A 23,299-nucleotide genomic window follows, 5' to 3' on the forward strand; every position below is an offset into this window, starting at 1 on the left:
TATTATGCCGCTCTGTTCAAATCAACCAAAGAAAAAGCTAACCTTCCCTGTATGGAAAAGTCAGCTTCTACCTACCCCTGTGTACGCAAACCCGGCATCCTTCAGAAGATCGCCCGGCCAAGCGTTGCGTCCATCGAACAAAATCGGAGCTGCCATGCTCGCTTTGATCTCCTTCCAATCCAGTTGGACACATTCTTTCCATTCCGTGATCAGCATGGCAGCGTGTGCCCCTTTAAATGCGGCAGACGGATGCTTCACGTATTCGACGTTTGGAAACTGAGCCTCTACGATCGCCGAGGCAATCGGATCATAAGCCGCGATAGAAGCACCTTTTTTCTGCAAAGCCTCCAGCATCTTCAGAGATGGCGCTTCGCGAATGTCGTCGGTGTCCGGCTTGAAGGCGAGACCTAGGACGGCGATCTTTTTCCCCGCCACCCCATGCAGCTGTTCCTCCAGCCTCTCCAAAAACCAAGCCGGCTGGGTCGTATTTACGTCGCGGACTTTATCCAAAATCGACAAGGATATCCCATGCTGACCAGCCAACTGAAGCAGAGCGATCGTGTCCTTCGGAAAACAGGAGCCCCCGTACCCGACACCTGCCCGCAAAAACTCAGGTCCAATCCGACTATCCAATCCCATTCCCTGCGCCACCGTTGTAATATCTGTCCCCAGGACCGTACTCAGCCTGGCCAGCTCGTTCATAAAAGAAATTTTCGTCGCCAAAAAGGCATTGGAAGCGTATTTGATAAATTCTGCGTTGGCTCTCGTCGTCGTCACTTTCGCAGCGTTTACACCCTTGTAGAGCTGTTCCATCGCGGCAAACGCAGCTTCATGGTCGGCACCTATGACAATCCTCGAAGGATTCAAAGCGTCCTGCATGGCGCTTCCTTCGCGAAGAAACTCTGGATTGGAGGCGACGTAAAGACTGTCATTCCCGCGAAGCTGCTCTGCGATTCTGTCTCCTGTTCCCACTGGGACTGTGCTTTTAATCACGATGACACGTTTGCCAGAAGACGGTTGCTGCAAGGATGCTACATCCGAAACCGCAGCGAGCAAATAAGACAAATCCGCCGATCCATCCGAGGCTTCCGGCGTTCCTACGCAAATGAACATCATTTCCGCTTCACTGGCATCCTTGATTTCTGTTGAAAATTGCAGGTTTCCTTGCTCTAGCATCTGCGTCAAGGCTTCTTCTAATCCTGGTTCGTAGATCGGCGACTTGCCCTGCCTGAGCTGGGCAATTTTCGCTGCAACCAGATCGATCCCCAGGATCTCATGGCCGTGCATCGCGAGTGAAACCGCAGTCGTTAAACCAACATACCCGGTACCGATAACGGCAACCTTCATTCTTTCACCCCATCATTTTTTCATCACGCGCAGATAGAGGTCTTCTAGCTTCGCGCGTTGCTTCTCGATGTTATGGTTGCGCTCTACCTTTTCTCTGGCGCGTGCGACGACCTCGCCCCATTCGCCTGGCGCGTCCAATACATGGTTGATCATCCTGCCCAATTTGGATGGAGATCGCTCAGGGACTAGGTACCCTGTCACTTTATGCTCAATCAGCTCGGGTATTCCTGAATGATAAGTCGAAATGACAGGTCGCCCTGTGGCCATGGCTTCCATCAGGACATTCGGTATCCCCTCTTGATCACCGTTTCGTGCGGTCTTGCAGGCGATGACGAACAAATGGCACTTCGCCAGCTCGTGCTGAACCTCTTGATGTGGCAGGGCACCTTTGAGCACAACCTGCTTCCCGAGCTTGTATTTTTTGATCAGCCGTCGCAGCTTTCGCTTTTCCTCGCCCTCTCCCACGATGATGAGCTTGGCTCTGGGATGCTTCTTTCGCACGCTGGCAAAGGCTTTCACCAACGTGTCCATCCCTTTCTTTTCTGTCAAGCGGCCCACGCTAAGCAGGCGAAACTCCTCATTGGTAACAGCACGAGGCGCTTGCATAGGAAACTTCCTCAGGTCGATGCCGGAGCGTATCATCGTTATTTTTTTCGCGGGACACCCGAGACGGATTAATCGTTTTTTCATATGGCCGCTCACGACGGTAAATGCCTTTCCTTTGCGGAACAATTTCCGCAGTGCGCGCCGGTATCCCGGATTTCCTTTTACCCGTTTCGTCGCATCAAAGCCATGAAACGAGGTAATCAGCGGCAAGCGCGTTTTTCGAGCGTATGGAAGCAGCTCCAAGCCCGCAGGTCCAAAACGCGCGTGCAAGCATTTGATTTTATGCTTCCTCAACCATGTGGAGAGGCCGGCCATATGCTTTCGCACATAGACCGGCGAGTATGGAAATTGTTTGCGGTTAAAGGGGCGCTGTCTGGTCAAAACGACCGGCTTTACTTGGTTGTGACCTACCAGCTGTTCGTAAATAAACGTCTCACTTCTCGGAAGAAATTTTCTTCGATAGACCAGAACCCGATGCATGCAACTAGCCTCCCATTTCTTGAGAGTTATCCCTTGGCTTGTGCGCGCATATCTGCTAATTGCAAACGAAGACCTTCCTCGAGGGGAACTTGCGGTTTATATCCAAGACGCGTCTGAGCGAGCGTGATGTCGGCGCATGTACGCTTTGAATCACCTGCTGGACCACTTTGAAACGTGAGCTTTGGCGTGACGTTCAACAAGCCGCCCATGATCGCCAGGACGTCGAGAAGCTTGATTTCCCGATCGCCTCCCACGTTAAAAATTTCTCCTGGAGCGGCAAACTTCGCTGCCAAAATGTTGGCCTGGACCGCATCTGCCACATAAGTAAAGTCTCTCGATTGCTGACCATCTCCGAATATGGTTACCTGCTCCCCTTTCATCAGCTGGCGAAAGAATCGATGAAACGCCATATCCGGGCGTTGTCTGGGACCGTAGACCGTGAAGTAGCGCAGCATCGTGACACGCAAGCCGTACGCTTTCACATAGACCTGACATATTTGTTCCATCGACTCTTTGGTGACCCCGTACGGAGAAACCGGACGCAGCGGCGCTGTCTCGTCGGTAAACGAACCTTGCATGGTACCGTATACCGACGAGGAGGAGGACACGACTACCGTAGGCGGTTTTGGTTGCTGCAGGCATGCTTCCAGCAGCATTTGCGTCGCCAGAATATTGTGGTTCACGTAGTCGGTAAAGGCTTTCCCCCAGCTATTGCGCACACCTGGGAGCGCAGCGAGGTGATAAACGACATCTACTCCTTCGAGCCAATCCTTCCAACGCTGCGCTTGCAGCATCGTTGAGTGAAAGGTGAAAGCGGGATGACTGCCGATCTGTGCCAAATTACGAAGCTTTGCCGCCACATCGTAATTATCCAGAAATCCATCGATCCCGATCACGGTCACCCCTTCACTCAGCAGACGCTGCGTCAGATGGGATCCTATAAATCCGGCACACCCGGTGACCAGCGCTTTTGTCATCGCCGTCGCCGCCTCACTTTCCGTAAACGTTTGATGACCAGGTATCCATTTTTGTAACCATAGACGGGTTTAAACCTGTTTCCCCACCGCTTGAGGTAGTATTTAAAGGTCTTGCGCCGCAAGTGGTTCCGTCTGCGTTTCATCTTGCCGTCTGTCAGCTGTCCCCTGTGCTTCGTGCGGTTGTAAAGCTTTTTATTGATGAAGCGTACCCGGTATTTTTCAATCAGGCGCAGGATGATGCGCCGGTCTTCCATAATGCGCCCTTCATACTTGTCGGAGGTATCCCATCCGCCCACCTCTCGAAGCGCGGCTACCCGATAGCAGCGAGGTGCGACCATCCAGCGATTGTATTTGAGAAATTGATACTTGTTGCGGAAATGTTTGTGTTTGACAAGGAACGGATTGTAGTACCGCCCTCTCCGAACCCGCCAGATTTTCACATTTCCGTAATACAGAGCTGTGCTCGGTTTGCTTTTGCGAATGTATCTCTTCAGCACTTTCAAGGTTTTCCTCGGCAGCCAGTCATCCGAATCGAGCTGGACGAGGTAAGGCGTATCTACCATCGCTAGTGCTTGATTCATCACTTTCGAAATCCCTGAGTTTTTTTCCATGCGATAGTAGGAGATATTCGGATGGAACAGGTATTTATCCACTTTTTGTCGCGTCTTGTCTGTTGAGGCGTCATCCATGATCAGCAGCTTCCAGTCTTTACAAGACTGCCTGATCACACTTCTAATCGCTTTGCGAATAAACTTGGCGCGATTATACGTCGGAATCACTACGGTAAAGGTCGGATTCATGGCTCCTCCCTCTTGTTGGCTGGAATGCGAATCGAGGATTTGTCACTCAAAATAAAGACGCCACTACTGTCGGTTGAATTTCCTGTCAGATGTGACGAACGCCCGAATACACTGTCTGAGATTTTCCATGCGACATCGCACAGGGAGCTATTTTCCAATAAAATGCTGTTTTCAATATGCGCACAATTTTCTAAGTGAACACCGTCTTGAATGGAGACAAAGGGTCCTAGACGACAATTGCGGATCTGGCATCCGTCCCCTATCAAAACGGGGCCTTCAATTTCACAGTTTTCAACGATGGTATCTTTTCCCATTTGATGTTGTCGTCCCAGTTCACTTGTCAACATCCACCTGTTTGCCTCCAGCCATCTATCGATCGTCCCTACATCCGAGTACTTTCCACTCGCGACAGCATGGGCAATATGATAACCACGATTAATCAAGGATTGGATTGCGTCCGTGATCTCGTACTCACCACGGGCAGATGGCTGAAGTGTAGCAATCGACTCAAAAATGGGTTTGGTAAACAGGTATGCGCCAATAACCGCCAGATTGCTTTTCGGCTGGCGGGGTTTTTCCTCGACCGAAACCAGACGCCCTTCCTGTACTTCGGCGATCCCATAATCCTGTGGTCTCTCCACTTCACTTAGCATCACTACGCCGTCGGTTGCTGTTCCGGAAAACGCACGCGTAAGCCCGTGCAGCGAATCCATCAACAAATTGTCACCGAGTAACAAAATAAACGGTTCGTCATGCAAGAACGGTTGCGCTAATTGGACGGCATGGGCGATTCCCAAGGGTTCTTTCTGCTCGATAAACGTAATGGTAGCCCCGAATTGACTACCATCGCCTACCAAAGGAGGAATTTGCACTTGGGAAGGGTGAATGACGATCCCGATGTCATAGACACCCACTTCACGCAGTTTGCGGATGCAGTAGTGTAAAACCGGATGATTGGCCACAGGGAGGAGGGTTTTGGGCTGCGAATAGGAGAACGGATGAAGACGCGTACCCCGTCCAGCGCACAAGATTAACCCTTTCACAAGTATCACTCCCCAAAGGTGCTCTGCGATACTTATAAGGTATGCGCCTCTTGATTTCTGGACAGGGCAGACGTCCAGCCGAACGAAAGAAAGGGCAGGCACCTATAGGTCCTGCCGCGGGATTATCCTGTTTTACGCAGGTCTTGCTCCGTCGTAGGTGACGCAGCCTTGCGTTTCTTCAACGCCTTTTCAAACACTTCGAGATACCCTTGTGCCGTCGCGTACCAGGAGAACTGCTTGGCTCTCATCAAAGCATTTTTCCCCATCTCCGTGCGAATGGCAGGGGCGCTCCAGAGCAGTTTCCACAGGGCGGGCAGCTCCGCTTTCCAGTCCTTGGGGGGGATTAAAAACCCGCTTCCCTGATGGGTCACGACCTCTCCTATGCCTCCCCGTGGAGTCGTGATGACCGGCTTTCCAGATGCCATCGCCTCCAGATTCACGCGGCAGAACGCTTCTTTCCAAACGGAAGGAGTCGCGACGATATCCCCTACCTGATAGTACAGCGGCATCTGCGCGCTCGGAACAAAGTTGACGAACTTTACCTTGTCACCAAGCGGCTTAGCCAGCTGCTTCAGCTCGCGTACATAGGGATTCAAGCGATTGCTTCCATACCCCGTGCCCCCGACGATTACGAGGCGAGCCAGCGGATCCTGCTCACAAACTTCCTTGAACGCTTTTAGCAAGACATGAACACCCTTTGCCCGCATGAGCCTTCCCGCATAGAAAAGGACGCGGTCTTCCGGCTTTAAGCCGATTTCCTTGCGTATTTTGCGGATCGAATAGTGTATTTTCGCTACCTGATAAGGACTGACGTCTACGCCCAAATGAACCGCATGAATTTTATGGGCAGGTATCTTGCATGTTTTCATAAAATGACGACGTAAGAACTCGCTGTTCGTAAAAAAGCCGGAAGCCTTTCTCACCACTTTTTTCATTTTGTCTTTGCTGATCATACCCGGCGAGCCATAGACATGGGAATGCATATTGACAAATACCGGAGTTTTCGGGAAGTGTCTTTTCAAGGTCAGGACATAGATCGGCCGGTTTTCCACCATGATGACATCCGGCTTCCTCTTGCGAATATGGGAAATGATGCGCCGTAAGTATGTTTTTGGCCCATTATAGGGGAAGCGAATGAACTGCCGGTTCTCCTCCACCGCTGATTTGGGGTAAGTAGCGCAGGTTCGTGTGTAAATGGTGACCTGGTGCTCTGGATCAATCATCTTGGTGACTTCGTCGATATCATGCTCAACGGAGCTTCCTTTGACAGGCGGCACGGAGAATGGACCCGGACTAATGATGGCGATCTTCATTTCGCTCCCTCTCCCACTCCTTTTTCAAGGCAAGGACCACCTGATACAAGTATTGATGCTCCTTTGCCTGCTTTTCTTCGAACTCCTTGAACCGCTTTTCCCAGGATGCGATCTCTTCTTTTAAGGAAGCCATTTCGAGCTCGAGTTTTTCCACATGATCGCGGAGGACCGATTCCTTTTGGGTCAAGATGATTTCAATCGGCTGCTCAGCCGTAGGCGGGGGACTTTGCTTCAACGCGGTTTCCAAAGCTTCCTCCACCATCGCTTCCAGCGCTTCTTCCTTTTCCGGTTCTGTTCCTTTTTCTACCGGCTTGACAATCGAGATACGTTCTACCGCTTCATCTACCACGTAGTTGCCAGAAAAAACGCCTGGCATAACCCAATGAGGAAGATCCCATTTCTTCTTTTTTTCCACAGACATTCCCTCCAACTGTGTTGCTTCTGCCACCCGAGGGCTATGCTCGAAACAGAAGCATCACTCAACTCGTCATGTATGCTATAGGTTATGACGCACAAGGAAAATGGGTACGTATCCGGTATCGCGGCAAAGAAAAAACCGCTTCGATTGGGATCAATCAAAGCGGTTGACGATTTCTGCGGAAATTCATACTGTAAAGCCGCGCTTGCTCCACGCTGGTGATTTGCTGCTTTTGCCATTCGAGCAAAATCCGATCGATATAGCGGATGTGCAGCTTCCCTACCGTCGCTGCTTCACGCAAGGCGGTTAAAATCAATTCCTCCGAATAGCCGTCTTGTCCCGTCCACATATGAATGCTTTCCAGCTCAAAGGGTGACAGCGGGCGACCAAAGGCTTGCTCAAATCGGCTGTAGATAGCAACAGGTTCATCGTCAAGGGCCGCAGCGCTTTGACGGAATGGCTCGTGGATCGTCTCCATCACTTGCGGGGCTGCTAACTGTTCACGCCAGGTTTGGTACAGCTTCCGATACAAAGGAGTCAGATTGTATTGCTCATGCCGCATTCCGGTTTGGGGGTCTACAAATTCGTCAATGCTAATCCACTCTTCCTTCAACAGCTTTTGCAAAGACTGAATTAATCGCATGTTAGACATGGACATTCTCTCTTCCAGCTCTGTCAAGGTCGGGAAACGATTCCCCTCCTGTTGAAAGGAAAGCAGGTGGATGAGCAGCATCATCTCGTCATCTGCCAATGACATGCGTTTATACATTTTCAGAAGCAGGTTGGAGACGGATGTTGCACCTTCTTGCAACAATTGCAATATTTGGGAGTCCATAAAACTGATTCACCTCTGTGTTGGAATGACAAGGGAGTACGTAAACAATAGGAACACCCTGCTGCCCTCCAGCAACAGGGTGTATATACATGCGCCGCGATACAAATTACGGGTAGAGACGATACAGCATACGAGGGAATGGAATCGTTTCACGAACATGATCCAACCCGCAGATCCATGCAATGGTACGCTCCAGCCCCAGACCAAACCCGGAGTGAGGCACGGTACCGTATTTGCGCAGATCCAAGTACCAGCGATAAGCGTCCTCAGAGAGCTCATGCTCGGCAAAGCGCTTTTCCAGAAGCTCTGGATCGTCGATACGTTGGCTGCCGCCGATGATTTCGCCATAGCCTTCTGGAGCGATCATGTCCGCACACAGTACGACTTCTGGACGGTTCGGATCTGGCTTCATATAGAAAGCCTTGATCTCGGTCGGATAGTTCGTGATAAAGACAGGCTTGTCGAAATGCTCCGCAATGGTCGTTTCATCTGGAGCACCAAAATCATCGCCCCATTTGATATCGCTGCCTTTTTCTTGGAGCAGCTTGATCGCATCATCGTAGCTGATACGCGGGAAGTCGCCCTTCACGTTTTCCAGCTTGCTGGTATCGCGCTCCAAGGTTTTCAATTCCATTTGGCAATTTTTCAGGACGGATTGTACCACGTGGGATACAAATGCTTCCTGGATACGCAGGTTTTCTTCCTGGTCCACGAAAGCCATCTCCGGCTCGATCATCCAGAACTCGATCAGGTGACGACGCGTTTTCGACTTCTCTGCACGGAAAGTCGGACCAAACGAGTACACGCGGCCCAATGCCATCGCAGCTGCTTCCATATACAGCTGACCGGATTGAGACAGGTACGCGTCCTCGTCAAAATACTTCGTATGAAACAGGTTTGTCGTTCCTTCCGCAGAGGTTGGGGTCAGAATCGGAGGATCGACTTTGTAGAACCCATTTTCCTGAAAGAATTCATACATCGCACGAATGACTTCGGAACGAACCGCCATGACTGCACGCTGACGTGGTGTACGCAGCCACAGGTGACGATGATCCATCAGGAAGTCTACACCGTGTTCTTTCAGGGAAATCGGATAGTTTTCCGCGAGCTGGATGATTTCTACACCCGTCACGTTCAATTCGTATCCGCTGGGTGCGCGATCATCTGCGCGAACAACACCTGTTATGTATAGTGAGCTTTCTTGCGTCAGTTTCGTTGCTTGTTCCCAGACATCTTCAGCTACTTCTGCTTTCACCACAACCCCTTGAATAAAGCCGGAGCCATCACGCAATTGCAGGAATTGGATTTTCCCGCTGCCACGCTTGTTATACAGCCAGCAACCCAAACGTACTTCTTGTCCAACATGCTGCCCAATTCGAGCAATCGTCGTCAACATCGAATCATTTCCCTCCATTTACCGTCACAGACAAATAACTAACGGGTATACCTAACAATTATACTATTGGGATTAGGCAAATTCAATGAAAGACTGCCTATATAGTTTACCATAATCATATTATGAAAACAAACTCACTGATTGAAACCAGGATAAAAAAACCTTCCTGCCATTTGCAGAAAGGTTCCTATTTTTATGATTCTTCTTCTTGATCCTGTGATAATTCTGCAAAGTCTTCCAAACTCTCAAGATCCTCTTCCAATGCTGCCAGCGGTTGCTCATCCGCCATCGGTTCCTCATCCGCCATCGGTTCCTCATCCGCCAGCGCTTGCAACTCGTCTGCTTCATCCGTCGATTCGAGCAAGTCCTCTTCTTCGTCCACTCTGCTTCCTTTTTCGCCGATCGCAATCCATTGCAGAACACCGCTCGTCTCTTCAATTGCGGACTGTCGGAATACGGTGATGATCGCTGTCGACCTGTTTTGCTTTTTAAGTGCTGCTGCCAGACCCGCCTGATTTGTCATTCCGACGATACAGTAGTTCGTATTCGCGTAGTGCTCCATCAGCGACACTTTGACGTCCACGCTTGCCTGATTGGCCTCCATCCGAAAAGGGGCAAACCCAAACTGCTGCAGCGTGGTACCAAGACGCCTGTTGGTGTGCACAGGCTGGAAAGCGAGCTTATCCGCCGTAACCGATCGATCCTCCAGATGCTTCTCCTGAATCGATCCAGGCGCCAGCTTCGCTCCCGTCACACTGCCATCCGCAAGCTTCTCCTCTGTGACAACTCGGTCATTCAGATGCTTTGTCTCAACGACTTTTTGAGCCAGCTTTTCACCCGTGACGCTTCCTTCAGCCAGATGTTTGCCGGTCAAGCTTTCTAAAACGACGTGCTCTCCTGTTACCGATTTGTATTCCAGCTTGTTGCCGTCCACCACGCGATCAACCAGCTTCTCTCGCGTGACACTGCCTTCCTGCAGCTTTTCCTTCGTTATGGATTTCGGGACGAGATGTTCGTTTTGAACGGACAAACTAGCCAGGTGTGCGCTGGTAATGACCTTTTCTGCAAGCTTCTCCCCAGTCACGGACGCTTTGCTCAGGTGGCGTGTTTTCACGGCCTCGCTCGCCATCTTTTGCGCTGTCACCGCTGAATCTGCCAGTTTGCCCGTGTTTACACTTAATTCCGTAATTTTATCGGTAGAAACGGATTCCGGGGCAAGCTTGGAGGTCGTGATGACGTGGTCCGCGAGATGATGGGTTTGAACCGCATACTCCCGAAGATGGTTGCTGCCAATGAGGCGATCGGTCAAATGCTGTTCTTCAATGGACTTTTTGGCGATTTTTTCAGGGATGACCGCTCCGTCAGCCAGATGCTTGGCATCCACACTGTCTTCCAGCAAATGATGACCCCATATGCTGCGAGTTGCCAGCTTATCGCCGGTGATGGCGCGATCTGCCACCTTGGAGGTCGTCACTTGGTCGTCGGCTATTTTTTTCGTGGTTACGACATTGTCTTGCAAGTGAGTGGTCTGAATGCTGCCCGCTTTTAGATGAACACTGCCAATCGATTCCTTCGCGACTTTCTCCGAGGTCACACTCGAATGATCCAGATGCTCAGTCAATACAGCAAACGTGCCGATTTTGTCACTGGTGACCGCCTCTGGATGGAGATGCTGACTGAAAATCGATTGAAAGCCAATATGGACATCCGTCACAGATCCGGGTGCCAGGTTGTCGCTATCGATTGCATGTTCTGCCAGATGATGATGCAAAATGGCCCCTTCGCGTATGTGCTGGGACTCGACGGCATCCTCATCGATCTTGTTGGCCGTGACCGCCGCATCGCGGAGCTTGTCGGTCGTAACCGCGCCATCCTCGAGCTTCACGGAATTAATGACGTAATTGGCCAAATGCCTGGTCTGAACGCCGCCTGTCTTGATTTTGTCTCCGGTAATCGCCTGATCCTGAACCAGCTCAGTCGTGATCGACTGCTCCTGGATATGCTTGCTTTGAATCGCTCCCTCTGCAAATTTCATCGAGTCAATGACTTTATCCGCCAGCTTATCAGAAGTGATGCTGTTGTTCAGAAGCTTTTGACCGGAGATTGAGCGATCACAAATCATGTCACTGTTGATGATTCCTTTTGCTATGTGTTCACTTTGGACCGCGTGGGGTGCGATTTTATTCGAGGTCACACTTTGGTCGGCAAGCTTGCTGCTGTCTACGGCATAATCCTTGAGCAGCGCCGTTTCCAAGGTTCCAGGCTTAATTTTGCTAGCATCGATGGCGCGGTTGGCGATTTTTTCATTCGTGACGGATTGATCAGTCAGGTCATCTGTATAGACAAACGATCTCACCCGGTCATCATTGCGGTCCTTGATCACACGGGTAAAGGTTGTTTGATTAGAAGAAATACCTTGTTTCGGTATCTTTTGAAAAGGCGGTGTCTTTGGCGTGCTTGGCTCGATGTTCGTCTGATTGGGGAAGCCTGAGGTAAGATCTACCTCCAGCAATTCTGTCTCGAGCTCCTGGAGCCAATCCGTATCTTTATTGGTTTGCAAGAGCGGAATTTCGTTTTCCAGGGAATTTTGCCGCATCGTTTTCCCCAGATTTTTATTTAGCTTTCGCCGATTTACATTTGCCATAGAGTCTCCTTGCCTCCTGATGTCTTTCCCGTATCTTATGTAGGGTATTCATGGAAATAGGCGTTTGGTACACGGTAGGAAAAATTATCCTTAATGTGGCTGATAGAGTTCATTTGCACGGTACTTCATCTGTGTCACAGGCACAAAAAAACCTGCCAGCCAAAAGGATCAACCTTTGACAAGCAGGCTTTATAAAAGACGTAGCTTCCGTGTGTTTTACACGAGTACTTCTTCTTTTGTTTGGTTTTGTTCGAGCAGCTTACGGAACTCATCGCCTTGTAGGACCTCTGCGTCCAGCAACGTCTGCAACCCGTTTTTAAAGACGGCATCGCATTTTCCAAGCATATCGTGCGTCTGCTTCAGAAGGTTGTCCAGCAGGTACTCGACTTCATCGTGAATCCGTGTCTTATCGATAAACTGCGGATGGATGATCCCCAGACGCGACATCCCACTCTGAACTATCTCCTGCGCCATACCTAGCGCTTGCTCAAAGTCGTTCTTCGAGCCCGTACTGCGTCCACCATAATAAATTTCTTCCGCTACCGCACCGCCTAGGCTGACCATGATCTGTTTTTCCATGGCCTCTTTCGTATACAGGTAACGATCCTCCAGCGGATTTTGACGGACATAGCCCAATGCTTGTCCACGTGGGCTTAGGGTTACCTGTGAAACGGAGCCCGGACGCACCAATTCGCTGACGATCGCATGTCCGAGCTCATGGAGCGCCACGCGTCTTTTCTCTTCTGCCGAGGCTTCACGGTCAACCTTTTCACCGAGCATAACCTTGTCAACTGCATAGGCAAAGTGACGCGCTTCAATTTTCGAGCTGCTGTCTCGCATCGCATAGATCGCCGCTTCATTCGCAACACTCTCCAGCTGAGCGCCGGAGAAACCAAATGTCTCCTGCGCTACCTTTTCCAGCGCTACATCGGAGCCCAGCGGCTTGTTGGCCGTATGAATCGTCAAAATTTGTTCGCGAGCCGGCTTATCTGGCAAATCGACGTTGATGTGGCGGTCAAAGCGGCCTGGACGCAGCAAGGCAGAATCCAGCATGTCTTTGCGGTTGGTTGCCGCCATGACGAGTACACGCGGCTTGTCGCTAGTCGCGACGCCATCCATTTCCGTGAGCAGTTGGTTCAACGTCTGATCGTACTCTTTTTGCTGCTGACCATCGCGTTTTCCCCCGATGACATCAATCTCATCGATGAAAATGATCGCACTGTCCTGACCATTTTTCTCCGCCATGGCTTTTACTTCTTTAAACATATCGCGAACACGCTGCGCACCAACACCCACGTACATCTCTACAAACTGGGATCCGGAGGCTGCCACAAATGCCGAGTTGGTGTAGTTCGCCGCCGCTTTGGCCATCAGCGTCTTCCCTGTTCCTGGAGGACCTGTCAGCAGGACACCTTTAATGGGACGGATGCCGTACTGCTCGATCTTGTCTTTGTACACGAGAAAATCCAGGGCTTCTTTCAGTTCCTTCTTCGCTCGCTCCTGTCCTCCGATATCAGCGAACTGTATATCCGTTTTGGGAATGACATGTTTGCTTTGCTTTTTCTTTCCTCCGAGCGCAAAGTTGCCTCCCTGACCGCCTTGCTGACGAATCAAGAGGAAAAAAAGACCCCCGAGTACCAATGCGAACAGTACAAAAGGAGTAATATTTACGCCTAGAAACAACAGAAAGATCAAGACTCCGGGGATGATACCGATCAAGGCTTCTTTACCCACGAGCCGTCACCTCATCTTCCAGGGTTCGGGGAACGATCGTATAGAAATCCTCCGTTCCCTTTTTTAGATAAACATAAATGTTGTTGTCATCCATCAAGGCAGACGCATCATCTAACTGATGGTCTTTTTTCCATTGTTCCACGAGCTGTGGAATCCGGCTGTATTGATGCAGATCGATCGCCTCTGTAAATACAAACTGACCATTCGTCCAAATCTCTCGCAAATCCGGTGACTGGTTATCGACGGAAATGACCACTTTCTTGTTGGCGGACAGCTTCGATGTCACGTCCACCAGCTTGCGGTATTCTTCGGGAAACGATTCAGGCTTTGTTACCTTCAAATCTATCTGAATTTGATCTTTACCCACGTCCAAATGCGTTAATGAAGCCGATTGCAGCTGTCCGATTTCGGTACGGATCGGTTCCTCTATCTCGATCTTTTGATACAAGAACCATCCGCCGAACAGGAGAGCAAGTGTCGCTACCAAGGACAGTCCAATTGTACCCTTTTTCATTTGCACTGTAGCTTCTCCCCCTTGCCAATACGTTCTGTTCTCTCTCTTCAACGAAACCAGTATATCATATGAGTATATCATTTTATTATACAGTTACTGGTTATGATGCCATTGCAGCGTTCTCGGAACAACAAAAAGACCTTTTCCCATCGAAAAGGTCTTTTGCGCTTAACACGTACTTGTCCTGATTTAAAACGTAGGGGACAACACGTAAGAGGCAAGCAGGGCACCACTGAACAAATCGTAATGCACATAGCGAAAACGCCCATCCTTATCTTTCACGGTTACTTCCCAAAAACGCTTCTCGTTTTCCAGTCCAGGCACAATATGCGTGATGGTCGCATCAGGGAAGCTTTTCAGCACGGCTGTTTCCACGTTTTTCCGCGGAACAGCACGATCCATCCGATCAAACGCAGCCGTTTTATCCGTCAGCCACGCTACGACTGGTGTTCCCACTTTGTTTTTCCCGAGTACGACAGCATAGCTCTGCTTTCCTCTGTACTCATCAATCGAATCAACCTGTGTGATCGTTGTGCGCTCCTCTACCCATTTCATGACTTGCTCATCAAAGTTACTTCGTGCCCCTACGACGGAAGAGGCTAAATGGTACGTGAAGCCCGTCCCGACAATTACGAGAGCGGCGATCACGACCACGAACATTCTCACTGCCACAGTCCAATAACTCCTTTTTCCCCATGACCCTACAGGCGGAAGCGCAGCTGATCCCGTTTTTCCCCTGCAGCGGTCTTGATTTGCATCTCGATATCCATTTGCTGGATAGTACCCGTGGCAGGCTCGTACCACAGCTGATAGGTGACGCCTATTCCTTTGGTTAGCTCCGGCGTCATTTCGGAGACTGGAAACGATGGCCCAAGCCAGAGGGAAAGAAGAGAAGTCACTTCCCTTGGCGGCACGGACAGTCGATATCCCTTCCAGCCATGCCCGCTAGGATCTTGCATAGGTTGAGGTGCTACTGATTGCATGACGCTCTTGATCACTGCCGCATGCTCGTGCGGTGTGTACAATGCGTAGGGAAGCAAGGCACTATCCTGCTTCTGCCCATCTATTTGTACGTTTACCTGTGGCTCACCGTTACGTGCAATCTCCAATTGATGACCGCCTATTTCTCCGCTCAACTCGAATCGTTCCTGCTGGTATCGTCCACTCAAGGCTTGATCCTTCATATAGACAATGAAGGATCGCTCTTCGTCCTTGGTCAATTGCTCCAAAAGCATAGACAGTGTTACTGGATCATAGCCTGCCCCTGCTCCCTGCTCCATGACTCGACCGCCTTTCATGTCGCTCTCGCTGCCGAGCTTGCCGAGAGCGATACCCACGAAAAACAGACTGAGAAAGATGGGTACGAGCCACCAAAGCAGCCTGGGCCGTACATACATGTCCACATCCCCCTGTCCCGTTTTTGTCTAAGCCTATGCTATACGGGAAGGTTTTAGAACCGGACGGAAAAGTTGCTAATCATAGCATGGAACATGACGGTCATACTACATGTACACCCCGAGGAGGTGAGCGCGTGAAGAGTTCTGGGCAGACTACATCTCCTGACGTACTAGGGTTTTTATTGCAGGAATACCGCGTCTCCTGGGCAGCATTGTCTTCACCACTGCGTAACTCGTCTCATACACCCACCCTGCATTTCCGTCATCATCTCTTGAGCGAGCTATGGCGAAAATGAGCACGGCAAGTTGTTGAAACCAAATTCCCCTACCTACACCTAACCCTCTTTACTCCTGTCCTCACCTGACAGGAGCCTTTTTACCGTTTCAATGCTTGAAACACACGGTTGGCTTCGTAAATAGCCCGTTCTTCATCCAAAGTCAGCAATTGATGATTACGCATCAAATACTTCCCTGCTACAATCGTATCCTTTACATCGCGTCCATTCGCCGCGTACACCACATGGGAAATCGGTTCATGAGCCGGATGGAAATGAGCTTGATGGCTGTCCAGTACGATGAGGTCTGCTTTTTTGCCCACTTCGATGCTGCCCAGCGTATCTGCCTGGAATACACCATCGGCTCCATAGCGAGTCGCCATCCGAAGGGCTTCCTCTGCCGGTACCGCTACAGGATCGTTGTTCACACCTTTATGCAAAATCGCAGCAAGCTTCAGTTCTTCAAACAGGTTCAGGTTGTTGTTGCTCGCAGAGCTGTCTGTACCCAGCGAGACGCTTACGCCTTTTGCCAGCATTTTTGGTACAGGAGCGACTCCGCTCGCCAACTTCAGATTGCTCACGACATTGTGGGAAACTTTCACTTGGTATTTTGCCAAAATGTCAATCTCTTCATCCGTCAGATGGACTGCATGCGCAACCAGTGTCGGACGGGCAAACATGCCGAGCTTTTCCAGATGAGCTACCGGACGAAGCCCGTAGTCCTTTTCGTTCTGTCCAACTTCCCAAGCCGTTTCGGACATATGGATGTGAAGCGGGAGGGACAGCTCGTCTGCTTTTTCAATGATTTGTGTAATGAACTGTGGATCGCATGTATACGGAGCATGTGGTGCCATCATGACTGTGATGCGTCCATCTGCCTGGTTGTGCCATTCCTTTGCAAACTTCACCGATTCTTGCAGCTTTGCTTGACGCTCCTCCTCCGAGCACAGGCCGATCATTCCCCGGCACAGACGAGCGCGCATACCAGCCGTATCAACGGCTTTTGCTACTTCATCCATGTGGTCGTACATATCTACGAAGGTAGTCGTACCGGTACGAATCATCTCGATCAGAGAAAGATGGGTGCCCCATTTCACGTGATTCGCCGTAAATTGTGCTTCCAGCGGCCACATCTTGTCCTCCAGCCATTGCTGTAGCGGCAAATCATCCGCGTACCCGCGCAGCAGAGACATTCCTGCATGCCCATGCGTATTGATCAAGCCAGGAAGGACATAATCGCCCTTTTGATCGATGACTTCATCATAGCCTGCGTCAGACAGGTCCTCTGGTGTAGGACCCACATACGTAATGGTATCGCCTTCAAATGCGACAGCACCATCGTGGATGACTTCGTTCGTCTCGTTAACTGTTAGAACCGTTGCGTGAATGAGGATCGTCTTTTTCATGGATACACTCCGTTCTTTACGTTAGATAATAAGCTAAGCTCTGCATATTGGATGTCACATCAGCATAGTGAATTCGCACATCTTTCGGGGCGCGAATCGTGGTGGGCGCAAAGTTCAAAATCCCTTTGATCCCCGCTTCAGTCAACTGATCACATACGGATTGCGCAGCCGGTGCAGGCACAGTAATAATCGCCAGCTTGATCTGTTGATCTGCGATGGTCTGTGCCAGCTCCTCCAAGGGCTGAATGGACAACCCAGCCACTTTTTTCCCCAGCTTTTCCGGATCGCAATCAAAGATGGCCGCAATACGCATGTTATCCTTCAAATAAGCGTTGTAGTTGCTGATCGCATGGCCCAAGTGCCCGGCACCAACCAAGGCTACCCGGATTTCATCTGTCAGCTTGAGGATTTGACGTATTTTTTCTACCAGGTAATTTACATCGTAGCCAATTCCCTTTTTGCCAAAGTCCCCGAACGTGGCGAGATCTTTTCGGATTTGCGCCGGATTGACGTCCAGATTCTTGCCCATCTGTTGAGAGGAAACGGTTGCCACGCCCACTTGCTGCAAGTAACTCAAATAGCGCAGATAGATCGGCAGGCGGCGGACAACCGCTTCCGAAATCTTTTCTTGTTTGGCCACGTTTGGTCTCCCCTCTTCATTTCTTAGCCTTCAATACCCGGTAATCTACCCCATTCGATAAAATCGTGATTATTCCATCGTGACTGGTGATATACGTCTCAGCCCACGACTCCCCCAGACGCTCTAGCACTTCGGAGTGGCCGTCTCTCATGCTGTCCTTGTTCTTCCCTGTCTGGATGATCGCCACCTGTGGATCGACCTTCGTCAAAAACGGCTGGGAAGAGCCTTGATTGCTGCCTTGGTCCCCGACCTTCAGCACTTCTGCTTTCAAAAGGTCTGGATGCCACTGCAGCAAACGCTCCTCCGCTTGCTCATTAATCCCGCTGGTAAACAAAAATCGCAGATTCCCATGCTTCAGCTGGAAGACGAGCGAATTGTTTTGTGGAGACAGAAACAACGGCTCCTGTGGCAGCAGCACCTGCATAGATACCTCACTGCTCAGCTTGAACTCGCCAGGAGCTGTGACCGTAATCCGTTTGAGGGTAGAGCGCACAGGGAGCGCTTTGACGATGCTTTGCTCAATCAGCTTCGGTACAATCACGTTTTCAACCAGAATTTTTCCAGTGAGCTGCTCGTAGCCACCCACATGCTCCGGCTGGTCATTGGTCAGGACCAGGTAATCCAGTCGCGTTAATTTGCGCTCGGACAATCGTTCAAACAAAACTGGCCAATCTTCTGCACTTCCAGAATCGATCAGCATCGTCTTGCCACCTGGCAATCGGACAAGCGTGCTCTCTCCATGTGGAAGGGCAAAATAGGTAATCACAAGACCTAAAAAGTCTTGTTCGTTCTCACTGGCATACGGATCCTCCACCTTTACCGCACTCTGTGACGGACTCTCAAACGAGTACGCGAGGAGAAAAGCCGCACAAAACCCCAGAAGCAACCAGCGCCATTTTGTTTTCCATCCCACTATTTTATCACCTAAATCCTTGGGAGACTATTGCTTCATTTTATGAGTCTAACAAGGTGGACATACCGAGGAATGGTTCGATTCTCTCGCGCAGCTCTGGCCATGGCCCGCTCTCTACGGTATAAGGAGGCAGGGATTGCAGAAAAGACCGCCCATATCTCGCCTCGACGATCCGCGTATCAAAGAGCACGACGACACCACGATCCAGATGATGCCGGATCAATCTCCCTACCCCTTGCTTGAACAAAATCACAGCCTGGGGCAATGCCATCGACATAAACGCATTCTTTCCTTCTGTCTTCAGCAGCTCGGAACGTCCTTGATAAACCGGATGATTCGGTGGGGTAAACGGCAGCTTGACAATAACCAGACTGCTCAGTGCATCGCCAGGGATATCTACCCCCTCCCAGAAGCTGCTGGTTCCAAGCAGTACGCTTTTCTCTATCGTTTGGAACAATCCGACCAGCTTGCTTCGATTGTTACTGTCGATCCCATGTCCGAGAAGGGTATAGGAGTCAGGGGCATCTGCCAGACGTTCCTTCATCGCGTTATAGACTAAACGCAGCATCGAATGAGAAGTAAACAGGATCAGCGTGCGCCCCTTGGATGCCAGCACGACGTCCACACAGCCTTGCACCACCGCATCTACATAAGTCAGATCGTTTTCCTTGCCAGGCGCAGGAAAATCGGACGGGATGAGCAGCAAGCCTTGGTGTTCATAATCAAAAGGCGAAGGAATGGAGAGCGTTCTGACTCTCTCTTCCGGTAATTGATCCAGCCCAAATCGATTGATTACGTAAGAAAAGCTGTTTTTCACAGTCAAGGTCGCCGAAGTGAGAATCATGCTCTGTTTCTGAGCAAAAAGCGGCTCGGCAAGAGAATCAGAGACCTTCAAGAGCGCTGCCGAAAGATGCACCTGCTTGCGCGCTGTCCGTGCCTCTACCTCCATCCAGTACACGTACTGCGGATCTTGCGCCAGTAAAAAGAAATGGAGCAGTTCGGTGACCTTTTGCCAGTCATTCAATAGCCCGAACAGATCTGTCCGCAAACTGCGCAAAGCAAACGGCGGCTTATCGTCAGCTGGCAGCCCTCGAACAAAACGATCAAACACCTGTGCAAAGGCGGACATGCTTTCGATGAGCTTGTGCGTCGTTTTTCGGATCCGCTCATGTTTACCGGTAAAGGATTCCACCCGATAGCGGACCGTTTCTCTCCCTGCTTCCGTCGTTTCCTCCGCACGGTCCGAGGCCCAAGCATACAACAGCTGCGTCCAGTGGGTAGCTTTATCACGCAAAGGAGCGTACAGGGCTTTCAGCTCCGCCATATGCTCTGCGACAAAGTCTTGCGGGGCACCTACCCAGCTCTCCCATTCCTCTGCAAAGCGAGTCAGTGCCGCACCTGGCTCCACGGACGCCCGGTCCAAGAGAAACAAGAGCTGGGTCGTGGTGAACTGTTTTCCCATATGCTGGGTCGCGGCGTCTTCCAGATGGTGCGCCTCGTCGATAATCGCCACTTCATAGGGCGGCAGTATCCGATTTTCCGCTTGCAGATCACTGATCAGCAAAGCATGATTGACGATCAAAACGTCAGCGTCCTTTGCTCGATCCTTTGCTTGGAAGTAATAACAACGGCTAAACCAAGGACAAGCTCTGTTCAGACAAGAGCCTGTATCACTTTTTACTTGCTGCCAAAACAACTGTCCGGTCGGGGGCATGCTCAGCTCTTCCACATCCCCCGTCTCAGTCTGCGTCAGCCATGCCAACATCTGACCTTTGACCAGACGCATTTCCTGACTGCTGCCTTCGACCGGCTCCTCGAGTGCCTGCTCAAATTTGCGCAGACACAGGTAGTTTCCTCTGCCTTTCAAGGTGGCCGCACTGAATTCAAAGGGGAGCGTCTGCTGCAAGCTCATGATTTCTTTGTTGAACAGTTGTTCCTGAAGCTGGATCGTATTCGTGCTGACCACAAGCTGCTGTCCATTTTGCTTTGCCCAGATGATACCTGGAAACAGATACCCCAAAGATTTTCCTGTGCCGGTACCTGCTTCGATCAGCAGATGCGAGCCGTCCTGCATCGCTTCAAACACCGCGTGCATCATCGCCTCCTGAGCATCTCGGCGCTGATACCCCGCGACGTGTACGCTCATGCTTCCCGCGTCGCCTAGCACTTGACCCAGCAGCTCGTCAAAAGGCGCTATTGGCGCTGTGTCGTACGCAGGTGTGCGAAGCGAAGCGGTCAGCTTTTCTCGACGTTTGCGCAATGCCAGCTGACGGTAAATATCCCACATTTCAGACGGCTCGTTTAAAACGGGCTCGGCCTCGGCATCTAGCAATGGAATCTCCGCCATTTTTTCCATTTCCACATAGCGCAAAAGCGCGTCAATATCCGATCGAAAGGATGAAACGAGCATTTGCAGTCGCTGAATTGTCACCAGCGGCATTTCATTTACGATATTCATCAGATGTAAAAACAGTTGAGCAGTCGCCATCGCATCGCTGTCCGCCTGATGCGGATTCTCATGCTCGATTTCCAAATCGGAGGCCAGCTCACCCAGCCTGTAGCTATTTTGAGTGGGCATCAACAAGCGCGACATCTCAACAGTATCGAGCACATAGCCGTCAAACGCATAATAGCCCTGGCTCAGCAGGGCTTCTTGTAAAAATTGGAGGTCAAAGCTTGCATTGTGGGCAACAAAAGCCCGTCCATCCAGCAACCGCAGCAAACGCGGAAAAACTTCCTCTAGCGAAGGAGCGTCTGCTACCATCTCCTCCGTGATACCTGTCAATTGGGTAATAAAAGGAGGGATCGCCTGTCCCGGATTCACCAAGGTGGAAAAGCTGTCAGTCACGATTCCATCGTCAATCGCAACGGCTCCGATCTGGATGATGCTGTCTCCTTGGCGTGGATGGCTTCCCGTCGTTTCAAAGTCTACTACCAGTAATCGATTCAAACGTTTGTCACCTCGTAACCTGGGCGGACCCTAGTCATCCGCTCCCCCCACACACTTCGGCAACGACAGGCGGATTTCCTGCTTTCTTGCTCCGTTAGGATGGAAACAGTTCTTTATTGCGCACTGTTTCTCCTAACTTCGTTGCACACAGCTGCATGTATATCGGCACTTCGCGGAAATGCTCCGCATGTGTAAGTGTTCGCTGAAAATATTGTTCCGCCAAACGCCAGTTTTCCTCGACGACAGCCAAACGTCCCAGATGGAAATAGCCAAGTGCACGAACGTAAGGATCCTGATCGTCTGTAAATTCTTTTGCCAGCCGCCTTGCCGAAGCAAGCTCACCCAGCTTTTCGTAGGCGGATATCATCCCAGATTGTCCCAGGCGATTGTCTCGGTCCCTTTCCAGGATGTGGCGAAACGCTGCCATCGCCTGGTCCACCTGTCCGTCAAACAAGAGCATCCACCCAAAGCTAAAGGTAAAATCGTCGTTTTCAGGTGACAGCGAAATGGCTTTCTTCAACAAGGTCAATGCCCGTTTGGTACCTGCGATCAGCCATGTGTTCCAGGCCAGACCGTGCCAAGCCCAGCCCGCTTTTGGCAGACGCTCCGACAAGAAATGATAGCAGATCTGCGCCCTGTGATAGTTGCCCACCGATTCGTATAAGGACGCCATTTCCTGCAGCGTGTCATTATCCAGCTCCCTCGTCGGAAGCTGCAAAGAAGGCGGGGGAGTCAGCTCGGCTTCCTCATCCATTGCCTGCAACTGCTGGGCTGCTCGCAGCCATAGCATTTGGGCTTCCCAATCGTGCTCATCCTTTTGCATATAGCGTTCAATTTCATCCAAAGCCTCTTGCGCATCCCCGTCCAGATAGTAGCAGAGCGCCAAATTATAGCGTGCTTCCTCCTGATCCGGCTTCGCTTCCAGAGACAGCTTGAAGGCTTGAGCGGCTTCCAGCCATTGCTGCTCCTCCGCAAGAATGCAGCCTATGGCATTGTAGCTGATAGCCACGACTGTAGGCGAGCTGGCTGATCTGCTAAGCAAACGGAATTCGCGAAAAGCCCCCTCCTGTTCCTCACAGAACAACAAGCTATACGCATAGTACAAGCGTCCGCTCTCCCAATCGGGGGATTCCTCCATCAGCTCGGCAAAGCACTTTTTCGCATCCTGATACATACGCAGATGATAGAAGCCTTCTCCCCGGCGAAACATCGGCTCATACGCGCTAGCTTCCTTGGGTGGAGAGGCAGGTGTATAGCTGGTTTTCTCCGTTTTTTCCATGGCTGTTCCCTGCTCGTTTGTCATAGTCATCGTTGCTTTCACTGCGGACAGGCTTTCAGCGCCCGGTACACTTTTTTCTGCGGGGCTGATTTGCCCTTCCATTTCCTTCACACGCCTGATCGCATTGGATAATCGCTCTTCAAACTGTAGCCACAAATCTACGACAGTATCACTTACCTGGCGCAAATAGAACAATTGGTCGGCCAGCTGCAGTCTCTCCTGCTCCGAGGCATCCGACCACTGCTCCTCAATCGTTTCCGCTTTGGAACGCAAAACTTGGAACCACTCTTCTATTTTCACGCAAAAGCCACCCCCTATGAGGCGTGAGTACT

At 50.8% G+C, this 23,299-nt stretch carries 19 protein-coding genes; all 19 read right to left on the minus strand.

Features of this window, described 5'->3' with window-relative positions:
- Window positions 1–60: 60 nt before the first annotated feature.
- Window positions 61–1,347, minus strand: coding sequence for a UDP-glucose dehydrogenase family protein (locus EDM59_RS07520; RefSeq protein WP_122923024.1), 1,287 nt, complete (start codon window positions 1,345–1,347; stop codon window positions 61–63).
- 12 nt (window positions 1,348–1,359) lie between these two features.
- A complete protein-coding gene (locus tag EDM59_RS07525; RefSeq protein WP_122923025.1) occupies window positions 1,360–2,433 on the minus strand; it encodes a glycosyltransferase in 1,074 nt (357 codons plus the stop codon).
- A 26-nt stretch (window positions 2,434–2,459) separates the two neighbouring features.
- Window positions 2,460–3,410 carry an NAD-dependent epimerase/dehydratase family protein gene (locus tag EDM59_RS07530; protein ID WP_122923026.1) on the minus strand — a complete coding sequence of 317 codons (951 nt, stop codon included), beginning with the start codon at window positions 3,408–3,410 and terminating at the stop codon, window positions 2,460–2,462.
- Window positions 3,407–4,210 (minus strand): glycosyltransferase family 2 protein, encoded by an 804-nt coding sequence (locus EDM59_RS07535; protein ID WP_092272303.1) that lies wholly within the window; start codon window positions 4,208–4,210, stop codon window positions 3,407–3,409. Before EDM59_RS07535 ends, EDM59_RS07530 begins: the two co-directional genes overlap by 4 nt.
- Window positions 4,207–5,253, minus strand: a complete 1,047-nt coding sequence (locus tag EDM59_RS07540) for a glucose-1-phosphate thymidylyltransferase (RefSeq protein WP_122923027.1) — start codon at window positions 5,251–5,253, stop codon at window positions 4,207–4,209. The genes EDM59_RS07535 and EDM59_RS07540 overlap by 4 nt, the downstream gene beginning before the upstream one ends.
- A gap of 122 nt (window positions 5,254–5,375) precedes the next feature.
- Window positions 5,376–6,566, minus strand: a complete 1,191-nt coding sequence (locus EDM59_RS07545; RefSeq protein WP_122923028.1) for a glycosyltransferase family 4 protein — start codon at window positions 6,564–6,566, stop codon at window positions 5,376–5,378.
- Window positions 6,547–6,981: a hypothetical protein gene (locus EDM59_RS07550; RefSeq protein ID WP_122923029.1), complete on the minus strand. Its 435-nt coding sequence runs from the start codon at window positions 6,979–6,981 to the stop codon at window positions 6,547–6,549. The genes EDM59_RS07545 and EDM59_RS07550 overlap by 20 nt, the downstream gene beginning before the upstream one ends.
- Window positions 6,982–7,141: 160 nt before the next feature.
- Window positions 7,142–7,819 carry a DnaD domain-containing protein gene (locus EDM59_RS07555; protein WP_122923030.1) on the minus strand — a complete coding sequence of 226 codons (678 nt, stop codon included), beginning with the start codon at window positions 7,817–7,819 and terminating at the stop codon, window positions 7,142–7,144.
- A gap of 106 nt (window positions 7,820–7,925) precedes the next feature.
- Window positions 7,926–9,215 (minus strand): asparagine--tRNA ligase, encoded by a 1,290-nt coding sequence (gene asnS, locus EDM59_RS07560; RefSeq protein WP_122923031.1) that lies wholly within the window; start codon window positions 9,213–9,215, stop codon window positions 7,926–7,928.
- A gap of 193 nt (window positions 9,216–9,408) precedes the next feature.
- Window positions 9,409–11,859, minus strand: a complete 2,451-nt coding sequence (locus EDM59_RS07565) for a WIAG-tail domain (RefSeq protein WP_246010935.1) — start codon at window positions 11,857–11,859, stop codon at window positions 9,409–9,411.
- Window positions 11,860–12,075: 216 nt separating this feature from the next.
- Window positions 12,076–13,593, minus strand: coding sequence for an AAA family ATPase (locus EDM59_RS07575; protein WP_122923032.1), 1,518 nt, complete (start codon window positions 13,591–13,593; stop codon window positions 12,076–12,078).
- Complete coding sequence (locus EDM59_RS07580; RefSeq protein WP_122923033.1) at window positions 13,586–14,113, minus strand: hypothetical protein; 528 nt, start codon at window positions 14,111–14,113, stop codon at window positions 13,586–13,588. The genes EDM59_RS07575 and EDM59_RS07580 overlap by 8 nt, the downstream gene beginning before the upstream one ends.
- Window positions 14,114–14,296: 183 nt before the next feature.
- Entirely contained in the window at window positions 14,297–14,779 is a 483-nt protein-coding gene (locus EDM59_RS07585) for a cell wall elongation regulator TseB-like domain-containing protein (RefSeq protein WP_122923034.1), read from the minus strand.
- Between the two features lie 29 nt (window positions 14,780–14,808).
- Window positions 14,809–15,504: a hypothetical protein gene (locus EDM59_RS07590; RefSeq protein WP_122923035.1), complete on the minus strand. Its 696-nt coding sequence runs from the start codon at window positions 15,502–15,504 to the stop codon at window positions 14,809–14,811.
- Between the two features lie 376 nt (window positions 15,505–15,880).
- Window positions 15,881–17,185, minus strand: a complete 1,305-nt coding sequence (locus tag EDM59_RS07595) for an amidohydrolase (protein ID WP_122923036.1) — start codon at window positions 17,183–17,185, stop codon at window positions 15,881–15,883.
- A 16-nt stretch (window positions 17,186–17,201) separates the two neighbouring features.
- A complete protein-coding gene (locus tag EDM59_RS07600; RefSeq protein ID WP_092272270.1) occupies window positions 17,202–17,825 on the minus strand; it encodes a redox-sensing transcriptional repressor Rex in 624 nt (207 codons plus the stop codon).
- Between the two features lie 16 nt (window positions 17,826–17,841).
- The gene (locus EDM59_RS07605; protein ID WP_122923037.1) at window positions 17,842–18,738 is read right to left on the minus strand and encodes a ComEC/Rec2 family competence protein; all 897 of its coding nucleotides are present in this window, start codon (window positions 18,736–18,738) and stop codon (window positions 17,842–17,844) included.
- 40 nt (window positions 18,739–18,778) lie between these two features.
- Window positions 18,779–21,688 (minus strand): ATP-dependent DNA helicase DinG, encoded by a 2,910-nt coding sequence (gene dinG / locus EDM59_RS07610; protein WP_122923038.1) that lies wholly within the window; start codon window positions 21,686–21,688, stop codon window positions 18,779–18,781.
- 94 nt (window positions 21,689–21,782) lie between these two features.
- Complete coding sequence (locus tag EDM59_RS07615; protein ID WP_122923039.1) at window positions 21,783–23,267, minus strand: tetratricopeptide repeat protein; 1,485 nt, start codon at window positions 23,265–23,267, stop codon at window positions 21,783–21,785.
- Between the last annotated feature and the right edge of the window lie 32 nt (window positions 23,268–23,299).

Origin of the sequence: Brevibacillus nitrificans, assembly GCF_003710965.1 — a bacterium.
In the GTDB taxonomy this organism is placed as follows: domain Bacteria; phylum Bacillota; class Bacilli; order Brevibacillales; family Brevibacillaceae; genus Brevibacillus; species Brevibacillus centrosporus.

Excerpts from the sequence above, each read along its gene's own strand:
- EDM59_RS07520 (WP_122923024.1), bottom strand. The coding sequence starts at position 1,347 with ATGAAGGTTGCCGTTATCGGTACCGGGTATGTTGGTTTAACGACTGCG.
- EDM59_RS07525 (WP_122923025.1), bottom strand. The coding sequence starts at position 2,433 with ATGCATCGGGTTCTGGTCTATCGAAGAAAATTTCTTCCGAGAAGTGAG.
- EDM59_RS07530 (WP_122923026.1), bottom strand. The coding sequence starts at position 3,410 with ATGACAAAAGCGCTGGTCACCGGGTGTGCCGGATTTATAGGATCCCAT.
- EDM59_RS07535 (WP_092272303.1), bottom strand. The coding sequence starts at position 4,210 with ATGAATCCGACCTTTACCGTAGTGATTCCGACGTATAATCGCGCCAAG.
- EDM59_RS07545 (WP_122923028.1), bottom strand. The coding sequence starts at position 6,566 with ATGAAGATCGCCATCATTAGTCCGGGTCCATTCTCCGTGCCGCCTGTC.
- EDM59_RS07555 (WP_122923030.1), bottom strand. The coding sequence starts at position 7,819 with ATGGACTCCCAAATATTGCAATTGTTGCAAGAAGGTGCAACATCCGTC.
- asnS (WP_122923031.1), bottom strand. The coding sequence starts at position 9,215 with ATGTTGACGACGATTGCTCGAATTGGGCAGCATGTTGGACAAGAAGTA.
- EDM59_RS07565 (WP_246010935.1), bottom strand. The coding sequence starts at position 11,859 with ATGGCAAATGTAAATCGGCGAAAGCTAAATAAAAATCTGGGGAAAACG.
- EDM59_RS07590 (WP_122923035.1), bottom strand. The coding sequence starts at position 15,504 with ATGTATGTACGGCCCAGGCTGCTTTGGTGGCTCGTACCCATCTTTCTC.
- EDM59_RS07595 (WP_122923036.1), bottom strand. The coding sequence starts at position 17,185 with ATGAAAAAGACGATCCTCATTCACGCAACGGTTCTAACAGTTAACGAG.